The 14,325-nt window shown below is 47.0% G+C and carries 17 protein-coding genes and 1 pseudogene; 9 read left to right on the forward strand and 9 right to left on the reverse strand.

Annotated features, from left to right (window positions below; translation table 11 throughout):
* Window positions 1-7: 7 nt before the first annotated feature.
* The 7 genes from JX580_RS00790 to JX580_RS00820 all read right to left on the reverse strand — a co-directional run bounded on the left by JX580_RS00790 (window position 8) and on the right by JX580_RS00820 (window position 6,805).
* Window positions 8-277, reverse strand: coding sequence for a K+/H+ antiporter subunit F (locus JX580_RS00790; RefSeq protein ID WP_248850911.1), 270 nt, complete (start codon window positions 275-277; stop codon window positions 8-10).
* A complete protein-coding gene (locus tag JX580_RS00795; protein WP_248850912.1) occupies window positions 271-765 on the reverse strand; it encodes a Na+/H+ antiporter subunit E in 495 nt (164 codons plus the stop codon). The genes JX580_RS00790 and JX580_RS00795 overlap by 7 nt, the downstream gene beginning before the upstream one ends.
* Window positions 765-2,288 (reverse strand): monovalent cation/H+ antiporter subunit D, encoded by a 1,524-nt coding sequence (locus tag JX580_RS00800; protein ID WP_248850913.1) that lies wholly within the window; start codon window positions 2,286-2,288, stop codon window positions 765-767. The genes JX580_RS00795 and JX580_RS00800 overlap by 1 nt, the downstream gene beginning before the upstream one ends.
* On the reverse strand, window positions 2,285-2,710 hold the full coding sequence (locus tag JX580_RS00805) for a Na+/H+ antiporter subunit C (RefSeq protein WP_248850914.1): 426 nt from the start codon (window positions 2,708-2,710) through the stop codon (window positions 2,285-2,287). The genes JX580_RS00800 and JX580_RS00805 overlap by 4 nt, the downstream gene beginning before the upstream one ends.
* Window positions 2,710-5,541: a monovalent cation/H+ antiporter subunit A gene (locus tag JX580_RS00810; protein WP_248850915.1), complete on the reverse strand. Its 2,832-nt coding sequence runs from the start codon at window positions 5,539-5,541 to the stop codon at window positions 2,710-2,712. Before JX580_RS00810 ends, JX580_RS00805 begins: the two co-directional genes overlap by 1 nt.
* Before the next feature lie 249 nt (window positions 5,542-5,790).
* Window positions 5,791-6,399 (reverse strand): flavin reductase family protein, encoded by a 609-nt coding sequence (locus tag JX580_RS00815; protein ID WP_248850916.1) that lies wholly within the window; start codon window positions 6,397-6,399, stop codon window positions 5,791-5,793.
* Between the two features lie 70 nt (window positions 6,400-6,469).
* Window positions 6,470-6,805, reverse strand: coding sequence for a zinc ribbon domain-containing protein YjdM (locus JX580_RS00820; RefSeq protein WP_248850917.1), 336 nt, complete (start codon window positions 6,803-6,805; stop codon window positions 6,470-6,472).
* 66 nt (window positions 6,806-6,871) lie between these two features.
* Here JX580_RS00820 and JX580_RS00825 point away from each other — a divergent pair, with 66 nt between their 5' ends.
* From JX580_RS00825 to JX580_RS00850, 7 genes are all read left to right on the forward strand, one after another.
* Complete coding sequence (locus JX580_RS00825; protein ID WP_248850918.1) at window positions 6,872-7,561, forward strand: class I SAM-dependent methyltransferase; 690 nt, start codon at window positions 6,872-6,874, stop codon at window positions 7,559-7,561.
* A 71-nt stretch (window positions 7,562-7,632) separates the two neighbouring features.
* Window positions 7,633-7,755: a hypothetical protein gene (locus JX580_RS11900; protein WP_283103594.1), complete on the forward strand. Its 123-nt coding sequence runs from the start codon at window positions 7,633-7,635 to the stop codon at window positions 7,753-7,755.
* 108 nt (window positions 7,756-7,863) lie between these two features.
* Complete coding sequence (locus JX580_RS00830; RefSeq protein ID WP_248850919.1) at window positions 7,864-9,486, forward strand: McrB family protein; 1,623 nt, start codon at window positions 7,864-7,866, stop codon at window positions 9,484-9,486.
* A 92-nt stretch (window positions 9,487-9,578) separates the two neighbouring features.
* Window positions 9,579-9,773, forward strand: coding sequence for a hypothetical protein (locus JX580_RS00835; protein WP_248850920.1), 195 nt, complete (start codon window positions 9,579-9,581; stop codon window positions 9,771-9,773).
* Window positions 9,774-9,776: 3 nt separating this feature from the next.
* Complete coding sequence (locus JX580_RS00840) at window positions 9,777-10,190, forward strand: PIN domain-containing protein (protein ID WP_248850921.1); 414 nt, start codon at window positions 9,777-9,779, stop codon at window positions 10,188-10,190.
* Entirely contained in the window at window positions 10,190-11,482 is a 1,293-nt protein-coding gene (locus JX580_RS00845) for an McrC family protein (protein WP_248850922.1), read from the forward strand. The genes JX580_RS00840 and JX580_RS00845 overlap by 1 nt, the downstream gene beginning before the upstream one ends.
* Window positions 11,483-11,740, forward strand: a complete 258-nt coding sequence (locus JX580_RS00850) for a hypothetical protein (protein WP_248850923.1) — start codon at window positions 11,483-11,485, stop codon at window positions 11,738-11,740.
* A gap of 82 nt (window positions 11,741-11,822) precedes the next feature.
* On the opposite strand, the gene JX580_RS00855 is transcribed toward JX580_RS00850, so the two are convergent.
* Window positions 11,823-12,293 (reverse strand): PLP-dependent transferase, encoded by a 471-nt coding sequence (locus tag JX580_RS00855; RefSeq protein ID WP_248850924.1) that lies wholly within the window; start codon window positions 12,291-12,293, stop codon window positions 11,823-11,825.
* On the opposite strand from JX580_RS00855, the gene JX580_RS00860 reads away from it, so the two are divergent.
* Both JX580_RS00860 and JX580_RS00865 read left to right on the forward strand, forming a co-directional pair.
* Window positions 12,282-12,584 (forward strand): transposase, encoded by a 303-nt coding sequence (locus JX580_RS00860; RefSeq protein WP_248850925.1) that lies wholly within the window; start codon window positions 12,282-12,284, stop codon window positions 12,582-12,584. The genes JX580_RS00855 and JX580_RS00860 overlap by 12 nt on opposite strands.
* 14 nt (window positions 12,585-12,598) lie before the next feature.
* Window positions 12,599-13,516 carry an IS3 family transposase gene (locus JX580_RS00865; protein ID WP_248851884.1) on the forward strand — a complete coding sequence of 306 codons (918 nt, stop codon included), beginning with the start codon at window positions 12,599-12,601 and terminating at the stop codon, window positions 13,514-13,516.
* Window positions 13,517-13,521: 5 nt separating this feature from the next.
* On the opposite strand, the pseudogene JX580_RS00870 reads toward JX580_RS00865, so the two are convergent.
* Window positions 13,522-14,313, reverse strand: a pseudogene (locus JX580_RS00870) (aminotransferase class V-fold PLP-dependent enzyme); the annotation flags it as partial.
* Between the last annotated feature and the right edge of the window lie 12 nt (window positions 14,314-14,325).

Genomic DNA, 14,325 nt, shown 5'->3' on the forward strand with positions numbered 1-14,325 from the left:
CGGCCCCTTATTCCATAATATCGCCACGCAGCAAATACTTGCTGAGCGCAACGGTGCCAACAAAGCCCATAACGGCAATTAATAACGCGGCCTCAAAATATAACGCACTCCCCAGGTATAAGCCGAACAGGATTAACAGGGCGATAGAGTTAATATACAGCGTATCGAGCGCTAAAATACGATCGGGGATGTCTGGGCCGACAACTAAACGTAGCAGGCTCAGCGCTAAGGCGACCGAAACCATAGTAAATGCAATAGGGATGGCAATGTCTAACATATTGTAAATACCTCTTTAAGCGGCGCTTCATAGCGTTGTTTAATATCAGCGATGATTTGGTCTATGTCTTCTGCGTGCAACGCATGAATCAATAAGCGTTTGCGATCTGCCGTAAGATCGCAGGAGACCGTACCAGGCGTTAATGAAATAGTATTGGCAAGGATACTAATTGCTAATGGGTGTTTAACATCTAAATCAATATAGAAAAACGCCGGTTGCAATTTGTCATTTTTTCCAAGAATTAATTTAGCCACGGTAATGTTAGCAATTAATATGTCCCACATGACCACGCCAAAAAACTTAAACAGTACCAGCGGGTTTTTTAAACAGACTTTCTCTTGCCAGAAGCGTCCGGTAAACCAAGGAATAAAGATCGCTAAAATAAGACCCAGTACAATATGCCCCGGATCAAAGCTGTTGTTAAGTAACAACCAGCTTAGCCAGAGTACTAAGCTTAAAATCGGATGGGGTAGAATCTTTGTAAACATTATTTGACCCTCTCAATCGCCGGAGTGGTTAAAACAGCCTCAATATAGCTTGCACTGTCAAATTGTTGCAAGGCCACCAATTCAGTAAAGCCTGTTACAGGGTTCGCAAAGATGACCAGCAGTGGGCTGGCGGAAAATAACCCCACGACGGCAATGAGTGCTGCTTTATTCATCGGCTCACCCGGCAAGTGATTGACCGGTTGAGTGCGATAGAAAAGCAACGAACCCGAGCGCGCCATGGCGACAATCGTCAGCAAGCCTGCAATTAGCACCACCGCCAAAATACCAAAGAACCAGGCCTGTTCAAGCGCCGACTGAAGAATTAACACCTTACCTAAAAAGCCGGAAAGGGGCGGCATTCCTGTCATGGCTACGGCACCAAACATAAACAGCGAACCTATCATAATGGCGTTCGGCATAATCGGTGCAGAAGTAAACTTGTCACCGATTTCGCCGCGCCCTCGTGCGACCATATCAGCCAGCAAGAACATCCCGCCTGCCACTAAGGTAGAGTGAATTAAGTAGTAGAAAGTCGCACTCATCGCTGCTGGGCTGTTAAGGCCTACACCGATTAATAAGGTGGCAACCGAAGCAAGCACTAAATACGCTACCTGTTCACGCAAGCCGCGAGCAGCCATCACACCCAAAGCGGCCAACGCCAAGGTTAACATGCCTAACCCTAGAACCCAGGGTGTCCAGTAGAATGCGAGATCGCCTGCGCCTTCACCAAAAATGGTGCCGTGAGCACGAATAATTGAGTAGATACCCACTTTGGTCATAATCGCAAATAAGGCCGCAACCGGCGCGGAGGTATTGGCATAAGCCGCCGGTAGCCAAAGATAAAGCGGGAACATGGCCGCTTTAACCCCGAACACGATTAATAGCAGCAGGCCTGCCGCGGCAATAAGTCCTTGGTTTTCCGCAGGTGCAACCGCTACCTTGGCGGCCATGTCTGCAATGTTTAGGGTACCGACCGCACCGTATAATGCGCCGACCGCGAATAAAAACAGCGTAGCACCGATCATGTTAATGACCACGTAATGCAAACCGGCTTTGGTACGCAGACGGCCTGATCCATGCAACAATAAACCATAAGACGCGAGCAGCATAACTTCAAAGAATACGAACAGGTTGAACAGGTCCCCTGTCATAAACGCACCGTTTAAGCCAAATAGTTGCAGTTGGAACAGCACATGGAAGTGTGAGCCTTTTTCATCAATTTTGGTTGCAATCGCATACCATAATGAGCCCAGTGCCAGCAAAGAGGTAATCAGCACCATCATGGCCGAAAGTTTATCCAGCACAAATACGATGCCGAAAGGCGCTATCCAGTTACCGGATAAGTAGACCTGATGAACGCCGGTTAACGAGACTTTAAGCATTTCAATGCTGATGAGCACGAGACCCAGCACGATCAGCAGGTTAAGTGAGCGCTGAAGTCTTAGTCCGCCCATACGGGCAAACAACACAAGAAAGCCACCAATAAGCGGCAGTAAAACCGGCCAAGCCGTTAATTGCATCATGGCTTAACCTCCTGATTGGATTGCTGCATAATGTTATTTGGACTTTGTTGATTCGCTTTGATTTGATCCAGTTTTTCGTAAGGGGCTTCGTTCGCAGCAAGGTGTAAACCGTCAACATGGTCGTTACCGAGTTCGCCGCGGGCTTTTAGCGCCAGTACAATTAAAAACGCGGTCATACCAAACGCAATAACAATCGCGGTGAGTACCAACGCCTGAGGCAAGGGGTCACCGTAACCGGCTGCAGTCGGATCAATCACCGCCGGCATACCGATGGTCAAGCGTCCCATTGTAAACAAGAACACGTTAACCGCATAAGCCAGCATTGTTAAGCCCAGTACCACCGGAAAGGTGCGGGCGCGCAGGGTTAGATAAACCCCTGCCGTGGTCATCACACCAATGACCAACGCAATTAATAATTCCATTATTTAACCTCCTGTTTGCTGGCGGGGATGTGAGGTTGATGCGATGCATTGCTCAGTTTGCCAAGTTGTACCAAGCTGAGAACCGTTGCCCCCACGACCACTAAGAACACGCCAATATCAAAGGCAATCGCACTGGCGACTTCAAACTTACCGACCACCGGCCAAGTAATATAGGTGAAGGCCGAAGTAAGGAATGGGAAGCCAATGAGGATTGAAACGATACCGGTTCCTGTGCCAATCAATAAGCCAAAACCTATGACCCAGTGCATATCAGTCGTCAGACGTTTCTGAGTCCATTCAATGCCATTCGAGAGGTATTGAACAATCAGTGCGACGGCGGCAATCAGGCCTGCTATAAATCCGCCACCCGGCAAGTTATGACCGCGCAAGAAGATAAACACCGCGACCAATATCATTAACGGTAGTAGTAGGCGTGTCAGGGTTTGCATAATCATCGGGTGATTGTCCTTGTCCCAGTAGCGACCATAGACATCTTTGTTTGGCGCAGGGAGTTTCATACCTTGCAGCATCGCATAAATGCCTAAACCAGCCAGTGCAAGCACCACGATTTCACCGAGGGTATCAATACCACGGAAGTCAACCAAGATGACGTTTACCACGTTAGTACCGCCACCGCCAGGCACCGAGTTTTCCAAGAAGTATTCAGAAATCGGTGCAAAATCACGCGTTAATACGGCAAGGGTTAAAAGTGTGGCACCGATACCGGATAAAACAGCAATCAGCATGTCGCGGCTGATTCTAAATTTACCGATTTCATTCGGTGTGGTTTGGGGCAAGAAATACAGCGCCAATAGCAGTAGCACAATCGTGACAATTTCAACCGATAGCTGCGTTAAAGCCAAATCCGGGGCTGAGAACTTAACAAAACCTAAGGCGATCACCAAGCCCACGACGCCGAGTGTAATCAGCGATACCAAGCGACGCTGATGCCAAACCACCGTCATGACGGTGGCAATCATCAGTGCCACCGCAGCAACCAAGGTCACAGGGTCAACCGGTAGCATTTCGCGCTGACCAAACAGACTGGCATCCGAAGTCATAAAGCCAATCACACCTGCAACCACCGATGCCCCAATAATCCAGACAGCCGCGTGCTGCAGCGAGCCTTTGTCAAAGCCTCGTGTGACTTTAAGTGCAAACGCAAGGGTATTGTTCAGAATTGCGTGATAGACCACACGCGCATCAAGGTGTTCAAACGAGCGTGCATGAATCGCAAACAGCTTGTGGCGAATAAAGTAAACACCGACACCAAGTACCAACGCAATGATACTCATCATTAACGGTAGGTTAAAGCCATGCCAGATCGACAAGCTATACTCAGGTGGCATCGCTTGAAGGGTTCCTGCTGCAGCGACCGCAAGAATCGGTGCGACCGTGAACATCGGGATAATGCCGACGGCTAAACAAATGACCACCAACAAATCGACAGGGATTTTCATGAAGCGTGGTGGCTCATGCGGGGTTTTTGGCAGGTCTTTAGCTTCACCGCCAAAAAACACGTCGTGAATAAAACGTAATGAATAAGCTACAGAGAAGATAGCCGCAATGGTGACTAAAATTGGCAGTACCCAAGCCCAAGCATTGGTTTCTGCAGCAAACACCGCTTGTTCAAAGAACATTTCTTTACTTAGGAAACCATTAAGCAACGGCACCCCCGCCATGGCGGCGGCCGCGACCATGGCCAGCACAGCGGTATGCGGCATGTACTTCATCAAACCACTGAGCTTGCGCATATCACGGCTGCCGGTTTCATGGTCGATAATTCCCGCCACCATGAATAACGAGGCCTTAAAGGTGGCATGGTTAATAATATGAAACAGGGCTGCGACCGCAGCCATTTGGGTGCCTAAACCAAATAACAGCGTAATCAAGCCAAGGTGGCTAATAGTTGAGTAGGCTAACAAGCCTTTTAAATCGTGCTTAAACAGGGCGGTGTAAGCGCCAATCATAAAGGTTATTAATCCCGCTCCACCGACTAACCACATCCATTCCGGTGTGCCGGATAAGGCTGGAAAAAAGCGCGCAAGTAAGAAAATACCGGCTTTTACCATCGTAGCCGAATGCAAGTAGGCTGAAACCGGCGTCGGTGCGGCCATCGCATGGGGTAACCAAAAATGGAAAGGAAATTGAGCTGACTTAGTAAATACACCGAGTAAAATCAATACTAGGATCGGAACATACAGCTCATGCGCACGAATCATGTCGCCTGCAGCCAGTACATCGCTTAGGTTGTAGCTGCCAACAATGTGACCCAGTATCAACACGCCACCTAACAAGGCTAAACCACCGGCACCGGTAATGGCTAAGGCCATACGTGCGCCGTGGCGGGCATCCTTGCGGTGTTGCCAATAGCTAATCAGCAAGAAGGAACTGAGGGAGGTTAGCTCCCAAAACACGACTAATTGAATGAGGTTTTCAGACAGTACGATGCCGAGCATCGAACCCATAAACATCATTAAATAGGCGTAAAACCGTCCCATTGAATCTTTGCTGGATAGATAGTAGCGGGCATAAATAACGATTAATAGCCCGATAACCAAGATCAGCAAGGCAAACAACAGTGCTAACCCATCAAGGCGGAAGGCGAAGTCTACGCCAATCGCAGGCATCCAAGCCCAGCTTTGAATGAGTGTTTCCCCTTGGAAGGGCAAAGACATGGCCGGAGCCAACAACGCCAGCGCCAAAACGGTGACCGCAGCAGAGGTCCAAGCCGCCGCAACGCGATTGAGTCTCGACGCTAAAGCAGCGAGTGCGGCACCCAAAAATGGCAGCAAGGCAACAATTGGAAGGTTAAACGCAAGTAGGTTCATGGTTTTCCCTATTTTTATAAAAGGTGATAAATGGTGTTTATAGCTTCAAAAGCTTACCATGACTGCGTTGCAAGTCAATAATTTTAGGACGCAGCCTAGTGATTTATAGTCGGTTGTGTCTGTTGATAAAATGGGTTTAGCAATCAAGTCTAGTACCTTAAACGTATAGTCTTCGCATGAGTCACTAGATTAGTTTATTTATTATCGAATAAGTGCGCTATGCGCAATTGAGTTTGGTGATGGATTTAATTATTTTGGACGTGCTAGATCAAACCCCAATGTGGTTTTGCAATAGCCATCTGCGCCCATTTTGCCTATAGCATCTAATTGGTTTTGATCAATCAGTTTGTCTGCATTTAAAATCTTATCATCAATATAGATACCGACTACATTAAGTAGGATTAACTGACCGCCGGCGGGTTGTTCTGAAAGACTGAGTATTTCACGAAGTTGGCATTCAAATCTAACCTTCGCTCCGGCTGCGCCGACTGGTTTGACCTGAATACTATTAACCTGGCCAATATCAAAGGTTTCGAACTCACTGATGTTATTGGGCAGCGGACTGCTGCTCGCATTCATACTTTCAACTTGATCGTGACTTACAATGTTTACTACACATTCTTGGGTAGCTTTAAGATTCGCAAGGGTATCTTTTTGGGTAGCAGCTTGAGGGGCGATGTGAGCAATGGTTAAGATCGGTGGATTGATACTGGCAACAGTAAAAAACGAGTAGGGTGCGATATTGCTCACACCTTCGCTATTTAAAGTGCTGACCCAAGCAATAGGACGAGGTACAACGCCCCCCACTAAGTAACGATAAATATCGTTTGGTGCTAATTCTTCAGTTTTAAAATACATGGATTAAGCTCCTGTATGTTAGTAAGTTTGTCCGATTGCCATTGGGTTTGAGGGATTGTAGTTTAAAGCTTTAAACTTTTTTAACAAATTGGGTTTTTAAACTCATTTGGCCAATGCCGTCAATTTTACAATCAATATCATGATCGCCGTCTTTTAAACGGATGTTTTTGACTTTCGTACCCACCTTGACCACCAGTGACGAGCCTTTGACTTTTAGATCCTTAATTACTGTTACCGTATCACCATCCTGTAATATCGTTCCATTAGCATCTTTAAATACGCGTTCATCACTAGACTCAATGGCTTGCTGTGGCCATTCATGCCCGCACTCCGGACAACAAAACAATTCGCCCATCTCATAGGTGTATTCTGAGCCGCATTGCGGGCAATTAGGAAAATCACTCATTGTTTCGCCTTTTCGTTCTCTCAAATCCGCTATTATAAAGCGCTGAATTTTAGTGATGAGGATAATATGGAAAAAACGCAACAACAGATCTTGCGTCACCACGGTGGAGATGGTGAGCATGCGCGTAAGATGATTAGTCAAACCTATGCCGATCGACATGATGAGGATTTCTGGCACTTTTGGCAAACACAGATGGCGCCTGTCATTGGTGCGAATGAGGGCTTGATGGATCTTGGAGCGGGCACAGGTTTGTTTGTCCAAGCGCTGGCGCAAGGCTACCCGAATGCATCGATTATTGGTATCGAAGCCGCGCCCTACATGCTGAATGCGGTGGTGGATTTGCCTAGCCATGCACGGGTGGTCGCCGATGATTTGAATGACCCGAGTGAACAGGTTGAAGCCGGCAGTGTGGCGGCGATTATGTGTAACATGCTGGTGCATGAGCTGATTCAGCCGGTATTGATGTTCCAAGCGGCGTATCGCTGGCTCAAGCCCGGTGGACGATTCTGTGTGATTGACCTCGTGCGCCAGCCATTAGAAAGTTATCTGGCAAGAAAATACCCGAATGCCGAGTTGTCGAACGCCAACCTAACACGTGAACAACTTGAAGATGCATTTGAACATTTCCTAGAGCATAACCGTTATCATGCGCAAGATATTGTATATATGCTCCAAGCCTGTGGCTTTGAAGTCATCGAACAAACCCCGTTAAAAAATGGCCGAATGATTCGATTGGTTGCACAAAAACCTCGTTGAATGCTTAACTAGGCCTGGTGGTTTTAACGCTAGTATTGAGTAGAATAAGGCTTAATAACTTTGAGGTGTTTATGACGAACTATTATTTTGTGGGCGCTGTTTGGGATGGTAACGAGGATAAAACGCCAGAATTTATTGAGCATGGTTATTGGGAAATGGGGTGGAAGGCTATCGACAAGCCCAAATTGGCATAGCAAATAAATCAAGTTCAGCCAGGTGAGTGGATTGCGATAAAAGCGGCAACAGTTCAGAAAAATAATCTGCCTTTTGAAGGCGTTCCTGTCGGAAAGTCAGTTTCAAAAATGATGATTAAAGCGGTTGGTAAAGTTATTTCCAATCCTCAAAATGGCAAGCGCCTTGAAGTTGAATGGCATAAAGATTTCGAGCCGAAAGACTGGTATTTCTTTACTTATCGCGGAACTTTTTGGCGCATAAATGAACAGGGGCAGTGGTGGTCGCAGTATGCAAGTAAGTTGATTGATTTTGCCTTCAAGGATAAACCGCAAGATTATGATTATTTTGTTAAAAATTGGAGCTGGAATCAAGAGGCTATTGAGATGGATGAAAAAAATGAAATGGGTGGAGAGCATGAAGCCTTGGCACTGAATACCATTCTTTACGGCCCGCCCGGAACAGGTAAAACCTTTAATACCGTGGATTTAGCTTGGCAAGTATTAAATCCAAGCGATTCTGCTGAAACAAGCAGGCCTGGTTCGATTCAAGAATTGAAAGCACGCTATCCTGGGCAAGTTGAATTTGTCACCTTTCACCAAAGTTTTAGTTATGAGGATTTTGTAGAGGGGATTCAGGCAAAGTCTAATGACGGCAAGATCAGCTACCAGATTGAAAGCGGTGTGTTTAAGCGGATCGCTAAATCAGCATTAAAAAACCTAGAAGATAGCCAAAAGTCAGTCAATCAACTAGCTGAAGATTTGAATTTTGATAAGCGTTATGATGCTTTTATTACTCACGCGATTGAATCAGAAGCTGCTTTTAAAAAGAAGAAGGGTACTGAGTTTAAAATTATCAATACGGATGATGAGCGCTTAACCGTGGAGTCGCCCGATTCAACATTCAGCGGCGGAGAGGTTCAGCTGAAGGTTGAAGAATTAAAGCGGGTCTTGCAATCTGATTATCCGTTTCAAAGTGCGCGTGAGGTGCATGAACAAATTTTTATTAACAAGTACAAGTATACGCGGCAGGAAGACACTTATTACTTGAGTCTAGTCAATGCTTTTAGGCAGTTCAATGTGCCTGTTGAGCCAAGTAGTCAAGCTGATGAGGTTTCTCAAAAACCCTATGTCCTAATCATCGACGAAATCAATCGCGGTAATATTTCGCGGATTTTTGGCGAGTTGATTACGCTGATTGAACCGAGTAAACGCGCGGGCAATGACGAGGCGATTGAGGTCACCTTGCCTTATTCCAAAGAACCCTTTTCCGTTCCTAACAACCTATATATTATCGGCACGATGAATACCGCTGATCGTTCGTTGGCGCTCATGGATACGGCCTTGCGCCGCCGGTTTGATTTTATTGAAATGATGCCACAACCCGACCTGGTAACGGAGGATTTGGAGGGGGTTAATCTGCGTAACATGTTGGCTGTGATGAATCAACGCATTGAAGCCCTCTATGACCGTGAACACACGCTGGGTCATGCGTTTTTAATGAGTGTGGATTCGTTGGATGATTTGCGCCACGCATTTAAAAACAAAATCCTACCGTTGCTAGAAGAATACTTTTACGACGATTGGCAAAAAATACGTTGGGTTTTGGGGGCGAGTGCGGACAACTTTTATCAGCGTCAACGCTTTAGCCATTTGTTTACCGACGCGGACGCGCCAAACGATATTGAAAAGTTTCAGCGCAACAACTTGGATGACTTAGATGCCCAAGCCTTTGTAGCAATTTATCAGCGGTAAGTGGGTGGGGAACAGTTAAGACGCCACTTTTGAATGGCTTTTTAATCCGTTACAAATACCTTACACTAAGCATTCGCACAGGAGTGTATAAGATGTATGTCATTGAATTTGAAACCGATGTGGTCAATGAATATCTCAAGATTCCAAATTTTGAGCAGTTTAAAAACAAGCATGTTCGGGTCGTTATCGAAACCGACGATGCACCTAAAGCGCGTCAGCGTTTATCGGCTATAGCCGTTGATACGCGTGGCTTTAAGTTTAATCGTGATGAAGCGAATAAGCGTTAAGCGATGAAGGCTTTTTGCGATACGAATATTCTCATCTATGCCTACTCAAGCACGGAAGCTGAAAAGGCGGAAAGGGCGAACAGTGTTTTATTTAGCCAGCCAAGTATGATTTCAACTCAAGTGATTAATGAGTTTATTAATGTCGGTTTAAAAAAACTTGCGCTGTCTGAGTCACAACTACAAAAAGCGATCATTGAATTAAGTGATGCGTTTTATGTGAGCAACTTTAGCTTAAAGACTCAGCAACGCGCACTGGATATTCGGACTCGTTATAAGTTGCAATACTATGACAGCTTGATTGTGGCGACGGCATTAGAGAACGAATGTGGTCTGCTTTTTTCAGAAGATATGCAACATGGGCTGTTAATAGAGAAGCGTTTAAAGATCGTGAACCCATTTACTGATCTGGATTGTTGATGACAAGTAATCTTGTCGTGCGCGAATGGGGGCGGATTGTTCGCGCTCAACACAATGCGCAAAATAGCTTTGATCAGATTGAAGTCACTCACCAGGCCTGGTTTTACCTGTCTAAAATAGCGCAGTCTTCGGATAAAGCGCATCGTTATTTAAGTTTTGTGAACTCGCACACCTTAAAGGTGCGGGGTTTTGTGGGCGTGATTGCCACGCCTGATGGCGTGCAAATTGAAATTCTGCCCAAGCACGCGCCAACACTTGAACAACCAGACCTGGTAGCCAGCCGCAAGCTGTTATTGCGGATGCTGAAAGCGGCGAAGGTGTTGCCGTTTATTGAATCCACCGATGCGTTAATTGACACAGTGAAACAACCCTTGCCAGAGGTGCTGATGGGTCGGTTTTTGCAGGACTTGGCGCAAGTGGTGCGCAAAGGCATTCGTAAAGACTACCAGCGCATCGAGGCGCAAGAACGGTTTTTAAAAGGTCAGCTGCAAACCGCGCGTCAACTGCGCCAATCGCCCACCAAACAAACGCAGTTTTGTATCGAATACGATGTATTTAGTGATAATCGGGCAGAGAACCGCCTGATTCATTCGGCATTGATTTTGGTTACCAAATGGAGCCAGTATTTGCCCAATCAAAAGCTGGCGCGTGAACTGCGCTTTGCGTTTGATGATGTACCGGAGTCGCGCCATATCCGTCAAGATTTTCAGGCCTGGCGCACCAGCCGCGATATGCAGTATTATCAAAACCTACTACCTTGGCTAAAACTGATTTTAAGCCAGTACAGTCCGTTTGCCACCGCCAATCAGCATGCCGGTATTTCGTTTTTATTACCGATGGAAAAGTTGTTTGAAGCCTATGTCGCCAGCGAAATTCAGCGTGATTTGCCGTCGGGTTATCGGTTACAAACCCAATCAACCAAACACTACCTCTCCACGCAAAACGCCAAGCCTATATTTCAACTGCGACCAGACCTGGTGATTTACCGCGGCAATGAACGGGTGGCGGTGTTGGATACCAAATGGAAATTGCTCGATCAAAACCAGCCCGATGGCAAAGCGGGCATCGCGCAAGCGGATATGTATCAACTGTTTGCCTATGGACAAAAGTGTTTGCCAGGCATTGGGCGATTGGTGCTGATTTATCCACAATGGGCGGGGTTTGTAAGCCCCCTTGCGCCATTTGAGTTTGATGAAGATTTAACGCTGGATGTTATCCCGTTTAATTTGGACAATGAACAATGTAATATCAACAACCAGGCCTGGTTGTGTCATCTGTTAGGAGAAATGTAAATGTGTATTGTGGCGCTGATTATTGCGGTGGGGTTGTTGGTTTATTATTTGGATAGTCATTTAGAAAATTGGCATTTGGTGGAGCGTTTGGATGCGCATAGCGAGATCACGCTGGCAGTAGGTTGGGAGATGATTCCGGCGTTTTGGCCGCTGATTGCGTTGAGTGTGATCAGTACCTTGGTGTTGGTGATGTTGTATCAACGGATTTTTAATAAAAAACAAATCGGTTGTTCAAGCTGCCCAACGGATAAGTGTTAGTTATAGGCTCAAGTTTTTTATAAAGCCTGTGAAAACAGCGAATAATCCCTGCTTCACCAGGCCTGGTGAACGGGGTTTTGCTTTAAGCTTTAGCCGCGGTGAGGGCTTGGTCTATATCGGCGAGGATGTCGTCGATATGTTCAATACCTATCGATAAGCGCACCATTTCCGGTGACACACCGGCGGTTTTGAGTTCTGCATCATTAAGTTGGCGATGTGTGGTTTCTGCCGGAATGCTGGCGCAGGATTTGGCATCACCAATATTCACCAAGCGAATAATCATTTGTAGCGCGTCATAGAATTGACGCGTGCCTTCACGCCCCGATTTTAAGCCGAAACTCAGAATGCCGGAGGCTTTGCCGTTTAAATACTTGTTGGCCAGTGCGTGGTCTTTGTGGCTCGCCAGGCCTGCATAGTTCACCCAAGCCACTTGTTGGTGTTGGGCTAAGAACTCGGCGACTTTTTGGGTGTTGGACTGGCTACAATCCTTCGTACACAAAGACACGTTAAAATGTGACTTAAATACAACGAATGGAAAACGATGATGAAACAACAAAAACGCTATGATGATCAACTCAAACAGCAAGCCATCGAAATGGCACTTGAAGGGTCAAAGCCGATTGCTCAAATAGCACGCGATCTCGACATCAAAGAAAACACCCTGTATGGCTGGGTTGATAAACACCGTCGCGCTAATCAAAATAAAGATTCAGTTCAGCCAACCGTTGAAAAAGCGGTTGATCTAGAAGCTGAAAATCGCCGGCTTAAACGCGAATTAAAAACGGCCTTGGAGGACGTTGAACTATTAAAAAAAGCGGCGGCGTACTTTGCGGTACACAAATAGCAAAGTACGCCTGGATTGATGCACATAAAGCCGATTCCAGTGCATGTCGTCTCTGTAGGCTGATAGGGGTTAAGCGAAGCAGCTACACCAGTTACATACGAACTCAGGCGCAACGTAAACAAAGACAAACAGAGCAGGACAGCGAGCAGACTCAACTAGATCAGCATATTACTGAAATGGTTGAACGCTATAGCCAAACGATTGGCGCACGGCGGATTAAGACCGCCCTCAAACGTGAGCATAAGCTGGAGGTTAGTCGCCGACGTATAATCGAACGGATGAAAGCTTTGGGGTTAAAAGTCATCACGCGCCAGCGTTATTGCAATCGCAATGTAGCGGCGATTGACGATGACCGGATTGCGGCCAATGCGCTCAAGCGTCAATTTAATGTCAAAGGTCCAAATCAAAAATGGGTCGCGGACATCAGCTACATTCGAACGCTTGAAGGCTGGCAATACCTCGCGGTGTTTATTGACCTGTATTCACGCCGTGTGGTCGGCTGGGCGATGGATAGCCGAATGGAGGCCCAACTGGTCAAAAGAGCGTTATTGAGAGCCTTGTGGAGCCGAAAACCCACACGCGGGCTGATTATCCACACCGACCAAGGCAGCCAGTTTGTAGCCAAGGCTTATCGCAACGTGCTCAAGCACTGGGGGATTAAACCCAGCATGAGCAGACGGGGTAATTGTTGGGATAACGCGGTAGTAGAAAGCTTTTTTGCCAGTTTGAAAAAGGAGCGCGTGTATCGCACCACCTACGCCACAGGCAAGCAGGCATTATATGACGTGTCTGATTATATTGGCTGGTACAACCACCAAAGAATGCACAGTACCAATGACAATTACTCGCCGGTAGAGTATGAAAATCAGTGGATCAGGGCGATGAAGGAACTAGATAAAAAATGGGCGTCTTTGTGTACGAAAAAGGGTTGACAGTCCACTACGCGACAACGCGCAATAAACGCTGCCGCGCCAAAGTCCTGGGTGTAGGTCACGCCATGATAAGACACATCCGGCGTATTCAATAACGGGAAACGCTCGGCATGTTCTGCCCAGGGGAATTTTCCCGAATCGACAATCACGCCACCAATAGTGGTGCCGTGGCCGCCAATATACTTAGTGGCCGAATGGATCACTATATCCGCGCCCTGTTCAATCGGCCGCCAAAGCACAGGTGATGCCACGGTGTTATCGACGACCAGCGGAATGCCGTGCTGGTGCGCTAATTGAGCCAAGCGTTCAATGTCGGCAATGCCGCCGGACGGATTGCCGACGGTCTCACAATAGAGCAGCTTGGTGTTGGCATCAATCAGCTGTGCGATCTCAATATCTGCGGCATCCTTGTTAAAAAAGCGCACCTCTAACCCTTGGCGTGGCAAGGTATGGGCAAACAGATTGTAAGTGCCGCCATAAAGCTCGCCGGTGCTGAGAATATTATCACCGGCTTCGGCTAGGGTTTGAATGGTGTAGGTAATCGCGGCCATGCCGGACGACACCGCCAGGCCTGCAATGCCGCCTTCCATTGCAGCGATACGGCTTTCCAGCACCGCATTGGTGGGGTTCATAATGCGCGAGTAGATATTGCCGGCTACCTTAAGGTCGAATAAATCGGCTGCGTGTTGCGCATCATCAAACGCAAACGACGTGGTTTGATAAATCGGCACCGCCACCGACTTGGTGGTGTCTTCCGGCTGATAACCGCCATGTAATGCAATGGTTTCGAGCTTCATAGATCTCTCCTT

This window comes from Thiomicrospira microaerophila, from assembly GCF_023278225.1.
Lineage (GTDB): Bacteria > Pseudomonadota > Gammaproteobacteria > Thiomicrospirales > Thiomicrospiraceae > Thiomicrospira > Thiomicrospira microaerophila_A.